This window comes from Actinomadura monticuli (assembly GCF_041463655.1).
GTDB classification, from domain to species: domain Bacteria; phylum Actinomycetota; class Actinomycetes; order Streptosporangiales; family Streptosporangiaceae; genus Spirillospora; species Spirillospora monticuli.
This window is the reverse complement of sequence record NZ_JAXCEI010000007.1, coordinates 20,383-38,211: the sequence shown is the minus strand read 5'-3', so window position 1 is coordinate 38,211 and position 17,829 is coordinate 20,383. Positions and strand designations below refer to the sequence as shown.

At 71.4% G+C, this 17,829-nt stretch carries 16 protein-coding genes; 5 read left to right on the top strand and 11 right to left on the bottom strand.

From position 1 onward, the window contains the following. Nucleotides 1-10 precede the first annotated feature (10 nt). The 7 genes from SM611_RS17040 to SM611_RS17010 form a co-directional block, all read right to left on the bottom strand. Nucleotides 11-496: an RrF2 family transcriptional regulator gene (locus tag SM611_RS17040; RefSeq protein ID WP_371950539.1), complete on the bottom strand. Its 486-nt coding sequence runs from the start codon at nt 494-496 to the stop codon at nt 11-13. Further along, nucleotides 496-1,467, bottom strand: a complete 972-nt coding sequence (locus SM611_RS17035) for a sulfate/molybdate ABC transporter ATP-binding protein (protein ID WP_371950538.1) — start codon at nt 1,465-1,467, stop codon at nt 496-498. The genes SM611_RS17040 and SM611_RS17035 overlap by 1 nt, the downstream gene beginning before the upstream one ends. Then, nucleotides 1,467-2,255, bottom strand: coding sequence for a sulfate ABC transporter permease subunit (locus tag SM611_RS17030; RefSeq protein WP_371950537.1), 789 nt, complete (start codon nt 2,253-2,255; stop codon nt 1,467-1,469). The genes SM611_RS17035 and SM611_RS17030 overlap by 1 nt, the downstream gene beginning before the upstream one ends. Further along, nucleotides 2,248-3,105: a sulfate ABC transporter permease subunit CysT gene (cysT, locus tag SM611_RS17025; protein WP_371950536.1), complete on the bottom strand. Its 858-nt coding sequence runs from the start codon at nt 3,103-3,105 to the stop codon at nt 2,248-2,250. Before cysT ends, SM611_RS17030 begins: the two co-directional genes overlap by 8 nt. 3 nt (nt 3,106-3,108) lie before the next feature. Further along, a complete protein-coding gene (locus tag SM611_RS17020; protein ID WP_371950535.1) occupies nt 3,109-4,107 on the bottom strand; it encodes a sulfate ABC transporter substrate-binding protein in 999 nt (332 codons plus the stop codon). 157 nt (nt 4,108-4,264) lie between these two features. Beyond that, a complete protein-coding gene (locus SM611_RS17015) occupies nt 4,265-4,744 on the bottom strand; it encodes a carboxymuconolactone decarboxylase family protein (RefSeq protein WP_371950534.1) in 480 nt (159 codons plus the stop codon). Continuing rightward, the gene (locus tag SM611_RS17010; RefSeq protein ID WP_371950533.1) at nt 4,741-5,820 is read right to left on the bottom strand and encodes an NAD(P)H-dependent amine dehydrogenase family protein; all 1,080 of its coding nucleotides are present in this window, start codon (nt 5,818-5,820) and stop codon (nt 4,741-4,743) included. Before SM611_RS17010 ends, SM611_RS17015 begins: the two co-directional genes overlap by 4 nt. 266 nt (nt 5,821-6,086) lie before the next feature. Here SM611_RS17010 and SM611_RS17005 point away from each other — a divergent pair, with 266 nt between their 5' ends. From SM611_RS17005 to SM611_RS16995, 3 genes are all read left to right on the top strand, one after another. Beyond that, nucleotides 6,087-7,622, top strand: a complete 1,536-nt coding sequence (locus SM611_RS17005; RefSeq protein ID WP_371950532.1) for a GMC oxidoreductase — start codon at nt 6,087-6,089, stop codon at nt 7,620-7,622. Between the two features lie 146 nt (nt 7,623-7,768). Beyond that, complete coding sequence (locus tag SM611_RS17000; RefSeq protein WP_371950531.1) at nt 7,769-8,662, top strand: DMT family transporter; 894 nt, start codon at nt 7,769-7,771, stop codon at nt 8,660-8,662. Beyond that, the gene (locus SM611_RS16995; RefSeq protein WP_371950530.1) at nt 8,659-9,528 is read left to right on the top strand and encodes a DMT family transporter; all 870 of its coding nucleotides are present in this window, start codon (nt 8,659-8,661) and stop codon (nt 9,526-9,528) included. Before SM611_RS17000 ends, SM611_RS16995 begins: the two co-directional genes overlap by 4 nt. On the opposite strand, the gene SM611_RS16990 is transcribed toward SM611_RS16995, so the two are convergent. Continuing rightward, on the bottom strand, nt 9,506-10,570 hold the full coding sequence (locus tag SM611_RS16990) for an MGDG synthase family glycosyltransferase (RefSeq protein WP_371950529.1): 1,065 nt from the start codon (nt 10,568-10,570) through the stop codon (nt 9,506-9,508). The genes SM611_RS16995 and SM611_RS16990 overlap by 23 nt on opposite strands. 31 nt (nt 10,571-10,601) lie before the next feature. Here SM611_RS16990 and SM611_RS16985 point away from each other — a divergent pair, with 31 nt between their 5' ends. Next, on the top strand, nt 10,602-11,321 hold the full coding sequence (locus SM611_RS16985; RefSeq protein WP_371950528.1) for a polysaccharide deacetylase family protein: 720 nt from the start codon (nt 10,602-10,604) through the stop codon (nt 11,319-11,321). A 316-nt stretch (nt 11,322-11,637) separates the two neighbouring features. Here the strand turns inward: SM611_RS16985 and SM611_RS16980 are convergent, their stop codons facing one another. The 3 genes from SM611_RS16980 to SM611_RS16970 are packed head-to-tail and all read right to left on the bottom strand — an operon-like array spanning nt 11,638 to nt 16,377. Beyond that, complete coding sequence (locus SM611_RS16980; RefSeq protein WP_371950527.1) at nt 11,638-13,242, bottom strand: protein kinase domain-containing protein; 1,605 nt, start codon at nt 13,240-13,242, stop codon at nt 11,638-11,640. Nucleotides 13,243-13,252: 10 nt separating this feature from the next. Continuing rightward, entirely contained in the window at nt 13,253-13,639 is a 387-nt protein-coding gene (locus SM611_RS16975; protein ID WP_371950526.1) for a hypothetical protein, read from the bottom strand. Continuing rightward, nucleotides 13,636-16,377 (bottom strand): type I restriction endonuclease subunit R, encoded by a 2,742-nt coding sequence (locus SM611_RS16970; RefSeq protein WP_371950525.1) that lies wholly within the window; start codon nt 16,375-16,377, stop codon nt 13,636-13,638. The genes SM611_RS16975 and SM611_RS16970 overlap by 4 nt, the downstream gene beginning before the upstream one ends. Before the next feature lie 285 nt (nt 16,378-16,662). Here SM611_RS16970 and SM611_RS16965 point away from each other — a divergent pair, with 285 nt between their 5' ends. Next, nucleotides 16,663-17,748, top strand: a complete 1,086-nt coding sequence (locus SM611_RS16965) for a hypothetical protein (protein WP_371950524.1) — start codon at nt 16,663-16,665, stop codon at nt 17,746-17,748. Nucleotides 17,749-17,829: the final 81 nt, after the last annotated feature.

The following is a 17,829-nucleotide window of genomic DNA, read 5'->3' as shown; positions in this document are numbered from 1 at the left end:
GCGATCTCCCTCACCCGGCGCCGGCCGGGTCCTGGACGATGGCGATGCGGCGGTTCGGCCCGCCGGCGGCCCGCGCCATGCCGGCGAGGGCCCGGACGTGGGCGGGCAGGCGGCGGCGGGTGAGGTCGTCCAGGGTCGTCTCGTCGAGCACCCAGCGCAGGGCGGTGTCGGCGGCCTGCCACAGGTCGTCGAGATGCGCCGTGGAGTCGGCCGGGCCGGCCTCCTCGCGCCGGGCGGCGAAGCCGGCGTCCATGGCGCGGACGACCTCGCCGACGGTGATCTCGGCCGCCGGCCTGGCCAGCCGGTACCCGCCGTCGTTGCCCCGCCGGCTGACCACCAGCCGGGCCCGCCGCAGGTCGCCGAGCACGGTCTGCAGGAAGTTGAACGGCATCCGCTCGGCCTCGGCCAGCGCCGGGGCGCTGGTCGTGGCCTGCCCGGCCGCCGCCATGGCGACCAGGGCGCGCATCGCGTAGGTGGTGCGGGCGGTGACGAACATCAGGACGCGGGGACGACGGCGGCCTCGGCGGCGGGGCGGACGTGGACCTCCGTGCCCGCTTCCACCGCCAGCCTCTCGGCGGCTCCTCTCGTCAGCTGCGCCCAGGAGATGTCCTCCTCCCCCGCGCCGTCCATCCGGAACTCGACCCGGACCTCGAACCCGAGCCGGACCACGCGGGTGACGACGGCGGGGGTGGTGCCCGGCCCCGGTTCGGCCGCGATCTCCACGTCGTGGGGGCGCAGCAGCCGCCCGCCGATCTCGGTCACCGGCCCGAGGAAGCGCATCACGAACGGGCTGGCCGGGTTGTCGTAGATCTCGCCGGGCGCCCCGACCTGCTGGACGGCGCCGTCGGCCAGCACCACGATCGAGTCGGCGACCTCGATCGCCTCCTCCTGGTCGTGGGTGACGAAGACGGTGGTGACGTGCACCTCGTCGTGCAGGCGGCGCAGCCACGCCCGCAGCTCCTTGCGGACCTGGGCGTCGAGCGCGCCGAACGGCTCGTCCAGCAGCAGGACCTCGGGGTCGACGGCGAGGGCGCGGGCCAGCGCCATGCGCTGCCGCTGCCCGCCCGACAGCTGCGCCGGGTACCGCTTGGCGAACTGGTCGAGGTGGACGAGCTCCAGCAGTTCCCCGACCCGCCGCCGGATCTCGTCCCTGGGCCGTTTGCGGATCTTCAGGCCGAACGCGACGTTGTCGAACACCGTCAGGTGCTTGAACGCGGCGTAGTGCTGGAACACGAACCCGACGCCGCGGCGCTGCGGCGGCAGCCGCGTCGCGTCCCGGCCGGAGATCAGCACCGTGCCCGCGTCGGGGGCCTCCAGGCCCGCGATCACGCGGAGCAGGGTCGACTTGCCGCCGCCGCTCGGCCCGAGCAGCGCGGTCAGCGAGCCGGACGCGATGTCGACCGACACCTCGCGCAGCACCGGCGCCTCGCCGAACGACTTGTTCACACCGCGGACTTCGATCGCCATCAGGAGCCGTCCTTGGGTCGCAGGAGCCGGGTCGCCAGCATGCTGGCGACCGCGATCACCGCCAGCGCGAGCGCGGCGGCGTACGAGGCGTGCACGTCGAAGTTCTCGAAGCGCTCCTCGACGAACAGGGTCAGGGTCTGGGTCTCGTCGACGGTCCGGCCGGAGACGACGGCGACCGCGCCGTACTCGCCCAGCGCGCGGGCCAGCGAGAGGACGATGCCGTAGCCGAGGGCGGCGCGGATGCCGGGCAGGGTGATGCGGCGGAACGTCTGCCAGCCGCCGGCGCCCAGGGTCCGCGCGGCCTGCTCCTGCTCGTCCCCCAGTTCCTCCAGGACGGGGACGATCGCCCGCACCACCAGCGGCAGGCAGACGAACACCGTCGCCAGCACCATCCCCGGGGTGGAGAAGATGATCTGGATGCCGTTGCCCTCCAGCCAGCCGCCCACGGGGGTGAAGCCGCCGTACACCAGGACCAGCGCGAGCCCGACCACGACCGGGGAGACGGCCAGCGGCAGGTCGATCAGCGCGCCGAGCAGCCGCTTGCCCGGGAACCGGTGCCGGACGAGCAGCAGCGCGGTCAGGATGCCGAACAGGGTGTTGAGGACGACGGCCCAGCCCGCGACGACGAGCGTCACCTTGAAGGCGTGCAGGGCGGAGTGGGTGGTGAGGGCCTCCACGAACGGGCCGAAGCCGTCCTGGAACGTCCGCCAGAAGATCAGCCCGACCGGGATGATCAGCAGGAGGGCCAGGTAGGCCAGCACGATCAGGCGCAGTCCGTACTTAGCCATGGCGGGCCCCCCAGCGGCGGACGATGTCGATGCCGAGCAGGAACAGCAGCGACAGCGCCAGCAGCGCGGTCGAGGTGGCCGCGGCGGCGGCGGTGTTGTCGCTCTCGATCTGGCCGAAGATGTGCACGGCGGCGACCTGCGTCTTGAACGGGACGTTCCCGGAGATCAGCACCGTCGACCCGAACTCGGAGATGGCGCGGGTGAACGCCAGCGCCGTGCCGGTCAGCATGGCCGGCACGAGGTTCGGCAGGATGATCCGCCGGAAGATCGTCCAGTTGCCGGCGCCGAGCGAGGCGGCGGCCTGCTCCATCTCGCGGTCCAGTTCCATCAGCACCGGCTGGACGGTCCGGACCACGAACGGCAGCGTCACGAACAGCAGCGCCACGACGACCCCGGCCCGCGTGTAGGCGAGCGAGACGCCGACGGGGCTGTCGCTCCCGTACAGGGCGAGCAGGACGAGGCCCGCCACGATGGTCGGCAGCGCGAACGGGAGATCGATCAGCAGGTCGACCAGGCCCCTGCCGGGGAAGCGGTCCCGGACGAGCACCCAGGCGATCAACGTGCCCATGACGAGGTTGATCAGGGCGACCACCAGGGAGGCGATGACGGTCAGCTTCAGCGCGGCCCACGCGTCCGGGGTGGTGACCGCGTCCCAGAACGCGGCGGGCCCCTGCGAGGTCCCCTTCCACAGGACCGCGGCCAGCGGGATCAGCACGACCGCGCTGAGGAAGATGGTGGCCGTGCCCACCCCGACCGCCGTGCCGCCCCACGCGGGCGGGGTGACGCGGCGGCCGGGAGCGGGGCCGGGCGCGGGAGCCGGGGCGTCCCGCGTCTTCTCGACGGTCGACAAGACCTAGCCCTCCACCGAGACGCCGATGCCCTTCTCGACGTCCGCCATGATGCTGCCCTTGGGGTCGAAGAACTCCTTCTTGACCTTGGGCCAGCCACCGAAGTCGGCGATCGTGAAGAGTCCGGGCGGGTTCGGGAACCGCTCGCCGCCGGGGACGCCGTCGACGACGGGCCGGTACCCGTTCTTGACGAAGATCTCCTGGGCCTTCTTGCCGTACAGGTACGTCAGGAAGGCCTGGGCCTCCTTCGGGTGCGCGCTCTTCTTGGTCACCGCGACGGGGTTCTCGATGAGGAGGGTGTCGTCGGGCACGATGTAGTCGAGCGGCTGGTTGTTCTGCTTGGCGAAGATGGCCTCGTTCTCGTAGGCGAGCATCACGTCGCCCTTCCCGCCGGAGAACGTCTGCAGCGCCTTGCGCGCGCTGGAGTCCTGGACGGGGACGTTCTTGAAGAGCGCGTGCAGGTAGGCGGTGCCGGCCTTCTTGTCGGCGCCCTTGTCGGCCTTCGCCCCGTAGGCGGCCATGATGTTCCACTGCGCCCCGCCCGAGGTGAACGGGTTCGGGGTGATGACCTGGACGCCGGGCTTGAGCAGATCGTCCCAGGTCTTGATGTTCTTCGGGTTGCCCTTGCGGGTGGCGAGGACGACGACGGAGTTGCTGACCATCCCCTTCTGCGGCCCCGAGTTCCAGCCGGCGTCGACGAGGCCGGCGTCCACCAGCCGCGTCATGTCCGACTCCAGGGAGAACTCGACGATGTCGGCCTTCAGCCCGTTCGCCACCGCGCGGCTCTGCTCGCCGGAGGCGCCGAACGACTTGGTGAAGGTGATGTTCTTGCCCTCGGGCGTCTTCTGGAACTCCTTGATGATGTCCTCGAACGCCGCCTGGGGGGTCGAGTAGGACACCAGCGAGAGCCGGACCTTCCCGGAGTCCCCCGACCCCCCGCAGGCCGCCGCCCCCAGGGTGACGGCGGCCAGCCCCAGCACGACCCCTGTCTTGCGTGCGCGCATCATCTCTCCCAGACTTTCCCTATATGTTTGATAGAGAAAGCATGTTACATCGCCGCGGTGCACGTCAAGCTCTGGTCAAGGAACGGCCGGCACCCGCTGGAGGAGCGGCGCCCCGGCCCGCCCGGCCCGAGGGCCGGGCCTCAGAACGGCCGGGGCGTCAGGGCTTGGGCAGCACGCACATGGCGTCGAGGCCGAGGACGTGGTTGAGGCGCCCGAACGCCAGCCAGGAGCCGATGCACATGCTCAGCTCCACGACCTCGCGCTGGGTGTAGTGCGCGGTCATGCGCCCCCAGAACTCCTCGTCCAGGCCGTGGTGGTCGAGGGCGTAGCGCTCGGCGTACTCGGCGGCGAGGCGGGTGCGGTCGTCGAAGCGGTCGGTGGCGCGCCAGTCGGCGACCGCGCCGGCGAACTCCTCCTCGACCTTCTCGCCGTCGCGCTCGGTCCGCCAGTCGAGGCAGAACACGCACCCGTTGATCTGCGCGATGCGCAGGCGCGCGGCCTCGAACTCGCGGAGGCCGAGGGTGGTGTGCGCGTACACCGCGAGCGAGAGGTTGGACGCGGCCGGGCCGATGCCGGGCACCATCTCGCCCCACGCGTACTGGATCGGGTCCTTGCCCTCGGGGATGTCGAGGTTCATGAGCGGTCGCCTCCGAGCTTGCCCACGGCGGGGCGCAGCGGGACGTCGAGCGCGTCGTAGAGTCCCGGGTCCGCGTCCACGAGCCAGTCGACGGCGCCGACGAGGCGTCCGACGGCGGTGGCGTTGCCGCCGGCCGCGCGGTTGCCGTGCTCGTCGGTGGCCTCGACCGTGACCTCGATGCGCGGGACGCCCTCGATGATCACGCGGTGGGCGCCGTCGCCGTCCGGCGGCACGGGCCAGTCGGGGGCGCAGGACGGGTGGATGCGGGTGACGTGCTCGACGACGATGCGGGGCTCACCTCCGACGATGCCCTGCACCTCGAACCGGACCGCGCCCTGGGTGCCCTTCTCGAAGTCGCCCATGGACGCGGTGGTGACGGTCTCGTCCAGCGGGCGCCGGTCCAGCGTCTCGCGGACCTCGTCCAGCTCGGCGCCGAGCGCGCGCGCCATCAGCCGGACCTGCCCGCCCCACACCATGGTCGGGACGGTCGGCGCGAGCATGGGCGGCTCGTAGTCCATGGGCTGCCCCATGCCGACCAGGTAGCGGACGGAGTCGGGCTGGTCGTAGGTGGAGTAGTCGAAGATCTCCTGGCAGCGGACGACGTCGACGACGCCGCCGAGCCCGCTGATCATCAGCGGCAGGACGTCGTTGCCCCAGCCCGGGTCGACGCCGGAGACGAACAGCGAGCCGCCGCCCTCGGCGATCGCGTCGAGCACCGCCTCGCGCATCTCGGCGGGCGCGTTGCGCTGGTCGTAGAGCGCGTACAGCGCGGGCGTGACGACGACGGCGCCGGCGCGGATCGCCCTCAGGATGTCGGCGAGCGCCTCGTCCGGGCGGATGTCGCCGGACGCCGCGTAGACGACGGCCTGCGGGCCGGCGCCGAGGACGGCGTCGATGTCGGTGGTCGCCGCGACGCCGAGGGCGCGGCCGAGGCCGGCGAGGTCGCCCGCGTCCCGGCCGGCCTTCGCGGGGTCGTGGACGATCACGCCGGTCAGGGTCAGCGCCGGATGGGCGTCGACGGCGCGCAGGGCGAGCCGCCCCACATTGCCGGTGCCCCAGACGATCGCGGAGATCATGGGCGGAATGTAACAAAGCCCCGTTCACTTGCCAAGCAAGCACTTGGTTGACTATCCGTGACCTGGCAACACGCAAGCGTGATGACCGGAAAGTTACTTTTAAGTAGCTAGTGACATCCCTCTCGGCTCGATATAGAACCTGTTCCAATCTCAGCGAGAGTGAGGGAGGTCACATGACCGACTCTGCCATGCACAACGGGAGACCTGGCGGCATGTCCCGCCGCGGCTTCATGGTTGGAACCGGTTCCATTTTGGGATTGGGGCTGATGAGCCGCGGCGCGTCCGCCGCCCCGGCGGCCGGACCGATCGGCAACGGGGCCCATGTCCCCGTATTGATCATCGGCACCGGCTACGGCGGCTCCGTCGCCGCCCTGCGGCTCGCCCAGGCCGGCGTCGACGTGCACATGGTCGAGATGGGCAAGTCCTGGGACACGCCGGGCTCGGACGGCAAGATCTTCGCCAACACCACCTCGCCCGACGAGCGGTCCTTCTGGCTGCGGACCCGGACCAAGCAGCCGCTCAGCAACTTCCTCGGCTTCCCGATCGACAAGGACGTCCCCCGGCACACCGGGATCCTGGACGCCGAGGAGTTCGCCGGCATCACCGTCTACCAGGGGCGCGGCGTCGGCGGCGGCTCGCTCGTCAACGGCGGCATGGCGGTGACGCCGCTGCGCTCGCGGTTCAGCGGCGTCCTCCCGTCGGTGAACGCCGACGAGATGTACGACATCTACTATCCGCGGGCGAACTCCGGCCTCGGCGTCATGGAGGTCGACCGGGCCTGGTTCGACACCACGGACTGCTACCAGTACGCGCGGGTCGGACGCAAGCACGCCCAGCGCTCGGGGTTCGAGTTCGTCTACGTCCCGAACGTGTACGACTTCAACTACATGAAGCAGGAGGCGGCGAACGCGGTCCCGAGGTCGGCGCTGGCCGGGGAGATCCTCTACGGCAACAACTACGGCAAGAAGTCACTGCAGAAGACCTACCTCGCGCAGGCGAAGGCGACCGGCCGGGTCTCCATCTCGCCGCTGCACCGGGTGACCTCGGTGACGCCCGCGTCCACCGGCGGCTACACGGTCTCCATCGAGCAGCTCGACACGACCGGGGCCGTCACGGGCACCAAGACGGTGACCGCCGACCGGGTGTTCTTCGCCGCGGGCAGCGTCGGCACCAGCAAGCTGCTGGTCAAGCTCAGGGCGACCGGCGCGCTGCCGAACCTCAACTCCGAGATCGGCAAGGGCTGGGGCGACAACGGCAACGTCATGTGCGGCCGCGCCAACCACCTGTGGGACCCGACCGGCAGCCTCCAGTCGGCCATCCCGACGGGCGGCATCGACAACTGGGACGCCGGCGGGGCGTTCGCCGAGGTCGCGCCGCTGCCCACCGGGATCGAGACGTTCGCCTCGTTCTACCTGTCGATCACCAACACCCCGCACCGGGCGGAGTTCTCCTGGAACGCGGGCGCGGGACGGGTCGACCTGAACTGGCAGACCGCCTGGAAGCAGACCAGCATCGACATGGCCAAGACGATCTTCGACAAGATCAACCGCAAGGAGGGGACGATCTACCGGACCGACCTCTTCGGCACCTACAAGATCTGGGGCGACCACCTCACCTACCACCCGCTCGGCGGCGCCGTCCTGAACAAGGCCACCGACAACTACGGCCGCCTGCGCGGCTACTCGGGCCTGTACGCCATCGACGGCTCGCTCATCCCGGGCAACACGAGCGTCAACCCGTTCGTCACGATCACCGCCCTCGCCGAGCGCAACATCGAGAAGATCATCGCCACCGACCTGTAGCGGCGCGCTGACGGGATCCGGCCACGGGCGCGTGTGGCCGGACTTTCACGCCGCGGCCCCGCTCCCCCGCCACGGCCCCGGTTGCACCGCCCGGCCTCGGGTAGGGCGGATCCGGACGGATCGCTCGGGGGAAACAGTGGATTCGGATGAGCATTCTCGGCATGGGCATCGCCGTCGCGGCGGCGTTCTTCATCGGGCTCGGGTTCGTGGCTCAGCAGCACGCGGCCTTCCGCGAGCCGCTGGAGGAGATCCTGCACCCGCGGCTGCTGCTGGACCTGCTGCGCAGCCGGCTGTGGCTGACCGGCATCGCCTCGATGATCCTCGGCCAGATCATCTTCGCGTTCGCGCTGAACATCGCCGACGTCGCCGAGGTCACGCCGGTCCTCACCGTCAACCTCATCTTCGCGCTGTTCGCCGCGCACGTGATCTACCGGGAGCGGCTCGGCCGCAACGAGTGGCTGGGGTCGCTGCTGCTGACCGGCGGCGTCGCGCTGTTCCTCGGGATCGGGGTCCCGCACGGCGGCGACCTGCCCGGGGTGCACTCGCCGCGCTGGCTCGCGGGCGCGGCCGTGCTCGCCCTCGTCGCCCTGTGCGCGTTCGGCGGGCTGCACCGGGACCTGCGCGTCCGCGCGATGCTGCTGGCCTGCGGCGCCGGGCTGCTCTACGGGCTCCAGGACACGCTGACCCGCAGCGTCCTGCTCGTGTCCGACGAGGGCTTCACCAGCACGCTGGTGACCTGGCAGCCGTACGGCGTCGTGTTCATCGGCGCCCTCGGGCTGCTGTTCGCGCAGAGCGCCTTCGACGCGGCGCCGCTGCGGATCTCGCTGCCCGCCACCACGGCGGCCGAGCCGCTCACCGGCATCGCGCTCAGCATCGTGATCTTCGGGGAGCGGGTGCGGCTGGAGGTCTCCGACCTCGCCCTGGAGTCGCTCGGGCTCGCGGCCATGGTCGGCGGCATCGTCGTCCTCGGCAGGTCGCCGTACCTGGGCAAACCCGGCGAGCATCCGTCCGTGTCGCCTGACGGGGTGGAGTGCGGATGATCCCCATCGTGCTCGCGCTGCTCGCCGGCGCCTCGAACGCCCTCGCGTCGGTCCTCCAGCGGCGGGTCGTCAAGGCCGCGCCGCAGGAGGACGCGTTCAAGCTCAGCCTCATCATCGACACGCTGCGCAGCCCGATGTGGCTCGGCGGCATCGGCGCGCTCATCGCCGCCTTCGTGCTGCAGGCGGCGGCGCTGTCGATCGCGGGCCTGTCGCTCGTCCAGCCCCTGCTGGCCGTCGAACTGCCGTTCACCATGATCCTCATCGCGTGGCTGCCGCCGCGCGGGCTGAAGCGCGTGCCGTGGCGCGCCGTCGTCCTGCTCACCGCCGGGCTGGCCGTGCTGCTGTTCGCCCTCGCACCCGACGAGAGCTACCACGTGCCGAGCACCTGGGCGTGGATCACCGCGACGGTCGGCACGCTCGGCTGCATCGCCGGGCTCCTCGCGCTGGCGTGGCTCATCCAGCGGCCCGCCCGCGCCGTGCTGCTCGGCATCACCACGTCGGTCGGGTTCGCGCTGACGGCCGCGTTCATGAACACGGTCACGCGCGAGTTCGAGGACGGGATCGTCACCGTCCTCACGTCCTGGCAGCTCTACGCCATGGCCCTCGCCGGCCTCGCCAGCCTCTTCCTGCTGCAGAACGCGCTGCAGAGCGGCAGCCTCGTCGCGGTGCAGCCCGCGCTGACCATCTCCGACCCCGCCGCCAGCATCATCCTCGGGGTCTACCTGTTCGGCGAGAACGTCCGCGGCGGGCCATGGCTCATCCTGGAGGTCGCCGGCATGTCGCTGATCCTCCTCGGCAGCATCGGCATCGCCCGGTCCCCGCTGCTGCGCGAGGAGCACAACGTCAGCCAAGCGCAGCCCGTATGACCCGCTCGGCGGGGACGGCGTCGAACAGCGCCGCCGTCCGCCGGACCCCAGCCCTGCGCGCGGCGTCGTCCCGCAGCCCGTCGAGCGCCTCGACCAGTTCGCCGGGCGTGCGCGCGTAGCGGCTCAGCCCGGCCCGCGCCATCGCCTCGGCGCCGTCGCGGCCGTGCCCCGGGATGGGCCGGTAGGAGATCACCGGCAGTCCGCACGCGAACGCCTCCCGGCAGGTCAGCCCCGCCGCGTTGTCGATCAGCGCGTACGCGCCCGCCATCAGCGCCGGCATGTCGTCCCGCCAGCCCAGGGCGGGCCCGTGGACCCGCTCCCGGAGCCGCTCGTTCCGCCCGCACAGCACCACCGGCAGGTACCGGCCGGACGCGGCGACGCGCCGCGCCGTCTCCACGACCCGCCCGACCCCCCAGGCACCCGCCGAGACCAGCACGATCCGGTCCCCGGGGCGCGCCCCGGCCGCGTCCCGCAGCGCGCCCCCCGCCCCCCGCCTCCGCCGGAACGCCGGCCCGACCACGGGCGCGTGCCGGGTCGCCGGGCGTCCCGTCCGCTCCATCACCGTCCGCGCGGACCGCTCGTCCGGGCACAGGAAGCGATCGTTGCCCGCGTGCAGCCACATCCGGTGGACGGCGAAGTCGGTCACCAGCACGATCGACGGCACCGTCAGCCTGCCCGCGTCGCGCAGCCGCCCGGCCGCCTGCGCCGCGACATGGAACGTCGACACGACCGCGTCCGGCGGGAGCTCCCGGATCCGCGCGTCCAGCCGGCTCGCGATCAGCGCGGTGAGCGGCGACGCGGGCGGCGGGCGCCGGGACACGAAGAACGCCCGGTAGATCCCCTCGTACAGCCACGGCGCGGACCGCACCATCCCCCCGTACATCCGCCGCAGCCCGTGGCCGAGCCCGATCGGGATCAGGTCGAGGACGTCCAGGACGTTCGTCTCGACGTCCTGCCGCGCCATCCGCCGCGCCAGCTCCGCCGCGACCGCGTCATGCCCGGCCCCCATGCCCGCCGTCAGAATTAAGAGTCGTTTGCCCATGCCTTGAGCTCCCCCCGGTGAAACTGTCTGCATGTCCCGCCGCGCCGTCCTGACCGCCGCCCTGCTCGGCCACGCCCTGCTGGGCCACGCCCTGCCCGCGGCGACCTGGCTCCGTCCCGTCCGCCGCCTGACGCCCCGCGTCGCCGGTCGCGGCGGCCCCCGCCACGTGGCGCTCACCTTCGACGACGGCCCCGACCCCGCCTCCACGCCCCTCTTCCTGGACGAACTGGACCGCCTCGACCTCCGCGCGACCTTCTTCGTCCTCGGCGCGATGCTCCGCCGGACCCCGTCCCTCGGCCGCCGCATCGTCGCCGACGGCCACGAGATCGCCGTGCACGGCTGGCACCACCGCAACACCCTGACGGCCCGCCCCGGCCGCACCTCCGCGGAGATGCGCGACACGGTGCACCTCATCGAGGACGTCTGCGGCGTGACCCCGTCCTGGTACCGCCCCCCGTACGGCGCCCTGAGCGCCGAGGCGCTCCTGGCCGCCCGCCGCAACGGGCTGCGCCCCATCCTGTGGACGGCCTGGGGCAAGGACTGGACGGCCGCCGCCACCCCCTCATCCGTCCTGGAGGCCCTCGCCCCGGACCTCCGGGGCGGCGCGACGCTCCTCCTGCACGACAGCGACGTCACCGCGGCCCCCGGCGCTTGGAAGTCGACCCTCGGTGCCCTCCCCGAACTCGCCGCCCGATGCCACGCAGCCGACCTGACCACAGGCCCCCTGCGCGACCACGGACTGCACCCGTAACGCCCCCTGTCACACGGTGACTACTCCCCCACCATCCGCCCCCTATGTGACCCCCGCCCCCCGTTTCCAAATCCCGGCCAACGCGATCGCGCCGGCGGCCAGGACGAGCCCGAGAACCGCCGCGACGACCAGGAGCGCGGCGGGGATGCCGAGGTGAGTCGTGATGCCCAGGATCCAGGAAAGGCTCAGGACAACAGGGCCATCTGGTCGTTCCAAGTCGTCAGGGCGCGTTCCAGCCCGATCGCGGCGATCATGAACAAAAGTCGCATCGCCAACCCGGAGGTCGGAGCCGGCCCGTCGCGCGGCTCATCCTCGCCTAGGCAGGGACGCCGTCGGTTTCCCCGCCCCCGCCGTCGAGCAGGCGCCGCAGGCGGGTCAGGTAGGCGTCCACGTCGGCCAGCATGGTCGCGGCGTCGTCCGGCCGGTATCGGCGGACGGCGTCCCGCATCCGCGTCTCGGCGTCCGCGAGCCGGTCGCGCTGCCGGCCGGCCGCGTACAGCCGCATCAACGAGGCGAGCGCGTCGAGGTACCGGTCCACGGCGGCCTCGTCGGACGGGTCGAAGGCGGCGCCGGCCACGTCCTCGAACGCGACCACGGCGCCGCCGATGTCGCCCAGCTCGTCCCGGCTCTGCGCCAGGTAGTAGCGGGCGATCCGCGCGTCGTCGTCGTCCGGGCCGAAGCGGTCGGTGTAGTAGGCGCCGACCTCGGCGAACAGGGCGGCGGCCTCGGTGTGGTTGCCGGCGATGAACTTGGCGGTGGCGAGGCGGAAGGCCATGTCGTTGGCGAGCGCGGGGTCGCCGGCGCGTGCTCGCGCGCCTTCCAGCACGTCGAACGCCTCCACGAAGAGGCCCCTCTCCAGCAGGCCCTCGACACGGGCGCCGAGCTCGTCGATCTCTCGTTCGGTGAGCGCCCTGGCGGGAGACGGCGGCGCGGCGGGGGGCCGGGCGGCGCCCCGGCGGCGCGTCCGGCCGCCCATGGGACGGACGAACGGCAGGCACGGGTCGAGGTCGGCTATGTCGGGCGGGAACCCGTCCGGCCCGGGGCGGAACGCGAACGGCAGCAGCCGCTCGTATACCTCGGCCGCGTCGGGCCGGTCCTCGGGTTCCTTGGCGAGCATCGCGATGAGGAGGGTTTCGATCTCCTCCGGGACGTCCGGCCGCGTATCCCGGATGCGGGGAGGGTCGGAGTGGACGTGGTGCCACTGGTGTGACCGCGACGCCGAGTCGGCGTACGGCGGCCGTCCCGTCAGCACTTCGAAGAGCACGCAGGCGAGTGCGTACAGGTCGGAGGTCGGCCCGATCGTGTTCCCGAGGGCCTGTTCCGGCGACATGTAGGGCGGGGTGCCGACGGTCATGCCGACCTGCGTGAGGCGCGGGTTGTCGCCGGAGCCGAGCAGCGACGCGACGCCGAAGTCCAGGACCTTCACGATCCCGCCGGGCGTCAGCATCAGGTTGGACGGCTTCACGTCCCGGTGGACGACGTCGTGCCGGTGAACCTCGTCCAGCACGGAGGCGATCTGGGCGCCGATCGCGGCGGCCCGCGCGACGTGCAGCGGGTCGGCCTCATGGTCGGTCTCGTCGATCAGCGTCTGGAGTTCGCGGCCGTGCAGCAGTTGCATGGCGATGAACAGCCGCCCGTCGGAGACGCCCGCGTCGTACACGGCGGGAATGCCGAGATGCTCGATCGCGGCCGTCGTCCGGACCTCGCGCAGGAACCGCTCCCGGCGGATATCCAGTGCCTCGGCGCGCGGCCACAGCTCGCCGGGACGCTCGTCGAGCATCATCTTGACGACGACGCGGCGCCCGCCGAGGCGCTCGTCGTAGCCCTCCCAGATTTCGCCCATGCCGCCCGCGCCGATGGGGGCGCGCAGCCGGTACCGGCCGGCGACGACCCGGCCGCCCGCCTCGTCGGCGTCTCCCATGGCAGGCACGCTACTCGGGAGAAGCGCCGCGAGTCCGGCGAATCTCGGCGGCCCGTTCGGCGGTGGCGCGGCGCTGCGCCTCCCGCCGCACCGGACGCCGGATCATCTCGTACGCCTGCCGCTTGGCGACCTGCTTGAACAGCCGGTTGACCCGCTCGTCCTCGAAGTAGCGGACGAGCAGCGCGTCGTTGGACGCCGCCTGGTCGATCATGATGCGGTCGGCGTCCTTGTCGACCTCCCGCTCGAACACTTCCCGGGAGTTGTTCAGCGCGACCGCGGCGAGCTGCGGGTCCTCGGCGACCGCCACCGCGAACTGGCCCGCGATGATCTTGTCGGCGGTGGACAGCCCGGTGCCGTACTCGTCGTTGATCCGCTCGATCAGCTCGGCCAGCGTCAACTCGTCGGGGTCGGCGGACGGGCCGTCGCGCCGCCCAGCAGCCCGGACACCTCCCGCTCCCCGGCGGCCTCCAGCCGCAGCTCGGCCTCGTCCTTCTTCTCGATGCGCAGGTGGCTCGGCTCGACCTCGCCGACGTCCACCGCCGCCTCCTGGCCGCGCGGCGGCAGCTTGTTCAGCAGGAACCGGCCGTACTGGTACAGCAGTTCGAGGTCGTCGTCGTTGTAGCCGATCACCTGGGACAGCCACCCGTAGGAGCGGACGAAGTCGCTCAGCGCGCCCCGGAACGCCTCGGCCTTGTCGGGTTCCTCGGCGGTGAGCGCGGTGAACCGGTCGACGGCCGGTTCCAGCCACCGGTACAGCTTCCCGTGCGCCTTGATCAGCTCACGCTCGTCGGCGGCCTTCGCCCGCTCAGCGCTGAGCGCCTCGAAGAAGCGCCGCATCTCCGACTCGACGAGCAGGCGGTAGGCGTGCACCTCCCGCTCCTTGGCGTACAGGAGGTCGGGGTCGGTCGGCTCGCTGATCGTCGTCTCGTAGAACGGCTGGAACGCCTCCAGGATGCCCTCCGGCTTGTTCGCGAAGTCCATGACGAAGAGGTCTTCCTGCGTCTTGCCGGGGTGGGTGCGGTTCAGCCGCGACAACGTCTGGACGGCGGCGACGTCCGCGAGCGGCTTCGCGACGTACATCGTGGTGAGGAGCGGCTGGTCGAAGCCCGTCTGGTACTTCTCGGCGGCGACGAGGATGCGGTACTCCTGCTTCGGGACGGTCCCCGCGCGCTTGTCGTCGGCGCGCGTGTAGCCGAACCGCGCCGGGAGTTCCCGCTCGGGGAACCCGTTCAGCTTGGCCTCGGTGTACTCGGGACCGTTCTCCTCAAGTCGCAGCGGGCCGGAGAACGCGACGAGCGTCCCGCAGTCGGTGAAGCCGCGCTCGTCCACGTACGTCCGGATCGCCTGGTAGAGCTTCAGCGCGTCGGCGCGCAGCGGCGTCACCACCATGGCCTTCGCACGCCCGCCGATCCGCGGCGCGGTGTGCGACCGGAAGTGGTCCACGATGATCTTCGCGCGGAGCGCCGTGGACGCCTCCGACCAGATCGCCTGCCGGACGAACTGGGCTTTGGCCTTGCGCGGGTCGACCATCCGCTCGGCTTCGTCCGCGGCGGCCTCCGACAGCTTGAAGTACGTCGCGTAGGTGACGTAGTTCTTCAGCACGTCGAGGATGAACCCCTCGTCGATCGCCTGCCGCATCGAGTAGACGTGGACGGGCTTGTTCTTGTTCTCGGCGGCGTCGTACCGGCCGAACAGGTCGAGTGTCTTCTTCTTGGGCGTGGCGGTGAACGCGAACACCGACAGGTTGGGCTGCCGGCCGCGGGCGAGCGCCGCCGAGGTGAGCGGGTCGCCGGACTCGTCCACCGTCCGGGAGCCGAGCGCCTTCTTCAGCGCCGCGTTGTCCTCGCCGCCCTGCGACGAGTGCGCCTCGTCGATGATGATCGCGTACTTGCGCTGCGCCAGGTCGCGCACCTTGTCCAGGACGTACGGGAACTTCTGCTGCGTGGTGATCACGATCCGTGCGCGGGCGCCGGTGAGCGCCTCGGCGAGTTGCCGCGAGTCGGTCTCGATCCGCTCCACCACACCCTGGACCTGCTCGAACTGGTAGATGGTGTCCTGGAGTTGCTTGTCCAGGACGAGCCGGTCGGTCAGCACGATGACCTTGTCGAATACCGGCTCGTTCGCGGCGTCGTGCAGCGTGGACAGCCGGTGCGCGAGCCACGCGATCGTGTTCGACTTCCCGGACCCGGCCGAGTGCTCGATCAGGTAGTTCTCCCCCGCGCCCTTCTGCCGGGCGTCCGCGATCAGCGACTTCACCGCGTGCCACTGGTGGTAGCGGGGGAAGATCAGCGGCTGCGTGTGCGCCGCGAACGGCTTGAAGGACGGCGCCTTGCCCGCCTTGGCGTCCGCGTCCTCCACGTGGAGGTACTGCTGGAGCAGCTCCAGGAAGTTGTCGCGCTGGAGTACCTGCTCCCACAGGTAGGACGTCCGGTAGCCGGACTCACCGGCGGGCGGGTTGCCCGCCGATCCCGAGTTCCCGGGCCCGTGCGACCCCTGGTTGAACGGCAGGAACCGCGTCTTGTTCCCGTCGAGCCGAGTGGCGAGGAAGACGAGATCGGTGTCGACGGCGAAGTGGACGAGCGTCCGCCGCGCGAAGAACAGGGCTTTGGGGTCGCGCTCCCGGTACTGGCGGCGCGCGTCGGCGACGGTCTGCCCGGTCACCGCGTTCTTCAGCTCGGCGGACGCCACCGGGATCCCGTTCACGAAGAACGCCAGGTCGACCGACTTGGCGGGCTCGTCGGCCGAGTAGTGGAGCTGCCGCGTCACGGTCAGCCGGTTGGCGTTGTAGTCGTCCAGGGCTCCCGCGGCCAGCGTGTGGGCGGGCCGGAAGTAGGCGAGCCGGAACCGGATGCCCTTGTCCTTCACACCGGTGCGCAGCACGTCCAGCGCGCCCCGCGCGTCGATCTCCTTACCGAGAAGGCGCGCGAACGGCCGCGCCGGGTCCTCCCCGTATGCGTCGCGCAGCCGCTCCCACTGCTCCGGCTGCGTCCGCCCGAGGAACACCGCCAGCTCCGCCGTGTCGAGCGCGAGCTCCCGGTCGTAGTTCCCGGGCTCACCGGGCGCCCATCCGTGCGCGATCAACGCACTCTCGACGGCGTCCTCGAACGTCCTCTCCCGGTACACCTTCGCGCCCACAGACTCCACCTCGTCCTACCCGCGGCTCCATCCGGGACCACTCTACGCCTGCCGTGAGCGACTTGGCTGATGCTTTCAATATGTTGACATCGTCAACGACTCAGCCGGATAGAGGGCCTGGTCGAGGCGGCGGCCCTCCTCGCGATCGGGCGGCGCGCACCAGCCTCTCGATCGCGCCGGCACCCTGCACTCGGGTGCCTCACCGCGCCCACTCCCACCTCGCCGAACACGGATGTCGCCGTCGCGGCGCTGTTTCTTCCGGCCTGCGGGGCGAACCATTGGGCCATGCCCATTTCCGACATGCCAAGCGAGATGCCTGAAGAGCGGCAACCTCCAGAAGCCACACCGGAAATGAACCCCTGGTTGGTGGAGGAACCCCCCGATGCCGCCCAGCGTGACGAGGACGGAAAAGTTGCGAATTCCACGCCGCTGGACGAGGTTTGCGAGGAAGACGATTCCGAGTCCACTCCCACGCCTCCGCCAGAAGGCGCCTTCCCCGTTGAGGTCAACGATTGCGACTCTGAGGTCGAGGCGCCGGCCGGACCCGCCCATTGGCCCGTCGCACCGATCGCGGAGCCGACCGGGGAGCCTCTTGACGGGCCCGAAGAGGTCCCCGAACCGCCCGTGGAGGTGGTATCCAACGGCGAGGAACCCGCCTCGGACGTGACGGGCGCGGACGACCCGGAAACGTCCGATGTCACGGTTCGGACGGCACCGGTCGAAGAGTCCGCGAAGGTGCCGCAGGACGCGGAGAGCGAGGCCGAGTCGACGCCCCGGGACGCGGACACGGCGGATGAGCGGACGTCGGAGCGCGCCGCCGACGAGGCGTCGGATTCAGCGGAAGCAGAAGAGGCGTCCGAGGACGCGCCGGCCGTGCGGGTGGAGGTGGAATCCGAGCGTGACCTGCCGTTCCCGCGAGAGGTGCAGGCGGAGCGGGAGGTGCTGCTGGAGTCGGTGACACGCCAGAGCCTCGTCAACGAGATCGTTCATCAGATAGCGGACCTGGTCGGCTCTTCGGAGGCCATGGAGGCCACCGGCCTCGACTTCTTCGCCGTGCTCATCAAGTCGCGGCTCGACCCGCAGTGGGTCACCGTCAAGTTGATCAAACTGACGGTGGCCGGGGCCGCGGCGGGCTCGGGCATGCCCTTCCCGCACCTGTTCGGCGAACTCGCCGGCACGCTGGCCCGCGAGTTCCTTCCCGTCGAAAGCTGGAAGGCCGCCACCGTCCGGACCGTCCAGATCGCCGACATCGGGCTCGACGCCCGCGACGGCCGACTCGATTCTCCGATCTCCCGGGCCTTCGTCATCGAAGAGGCGCAGAGGGCGGGCGGCAGCCTCACCGCTCCGAAGAAACCTCGGCCGCCGAAGTGACAGGCGTCGCGGCAGCTGAGAATAGACGGCACACTGCGGGGCCTGATGCCCCGGACGTCGAGGGCCTCACGCCGACCGCGG

Coding starts and splice junctions, on each gene's coding strand:
- SM611_RS16995 (WP_371950530.1), top strand. CDS start 8,659: ATGATCCCCATCGTGCTCGCGCTGCTCGCCGGCGCCTCGAACGCCCTC.
- SM611_RS16965 (WP_371950524.1), top strand. CDS start 16,663: ATGCCCATTTCCGACATGCCAAGCGAGATGCCTGAAGAGCGGCAACCT.
- SM611_RS17000 (WP_371950531.1), top strand. CDS start 7,769: ATGAGCATTCTCGGCATGGGCATCGCCGTCGCGGCGGCGTTCTTCATC.
- SM611_RS17010 (WP_371950533.1), bottom strand. CDS start 5,820: ATGATCTCCGCGATCGTCTGGGGCACCGGCAATGTGGGGCGGCTCGCC.
- SM611_RS16980 (WP_371950527.1), bottom strand. CDS start 13,242: ATGGGAGACGCCGACGAGGCGGGCGGCCGGGTCGTCGCCGGCCGGTAC.
- SM611_RS17030 (WP_371950537.1), bottom strand. CDS start 2,255: ATGGCTAAGTACGGACTGCGCCTGATCGTGCTGGCCTACCTGGCCCTC.
- SM611_RS17005 (WP_371950532.1), top strand. CDS start 6,087: ATGAGCCGCGGCGCGTCCGCCGCCCCGGCGGCCGGACCGATCGGCAAC.
- SM611_RS16990 (WP_371950529.1), bottom strand. CDS start 10,570: ATGGGCAAACGACTCTTAATTCTGACGGCGGGCATGGGGGCCGGGCAT.
- SM611_RS17020 (WP_371950535.1), bottom strand. CDS start 4,107: ATGCGCGCACGCAAGACAGGGGTCGTGCTGGGGCTGGCCGCCGTCACC.
- SM611_RS17015 (WP_371950534.1), bottom strand. CDS start 4,744: ATGAACCTCGACATCCCCGAGGGCAAGGACCCGATCCAGTACGCGTGG.
- SM611_RS17040 (WP_371950539.1), bottom strand. CDS start 496: ATGTTCGTCACCGCCCGCACCACCTACGCGATGCGCGCCCTGGTCGCC.
- SM611_RS16985 (WP_371950528.1), top strand. CDS start 10,602: ATGTCCCGCCGCGCCGTCCTGACCGCCGCCCTGCTCGGCCACGCCCTG.
- SM611_RS17035 (WP_371950538.1), bottom strand. CDS start 1,467: ATGGCGATCGAAGTCCGCGGTGTGAACAAGTCGTTCGGCGAGGCGCCG.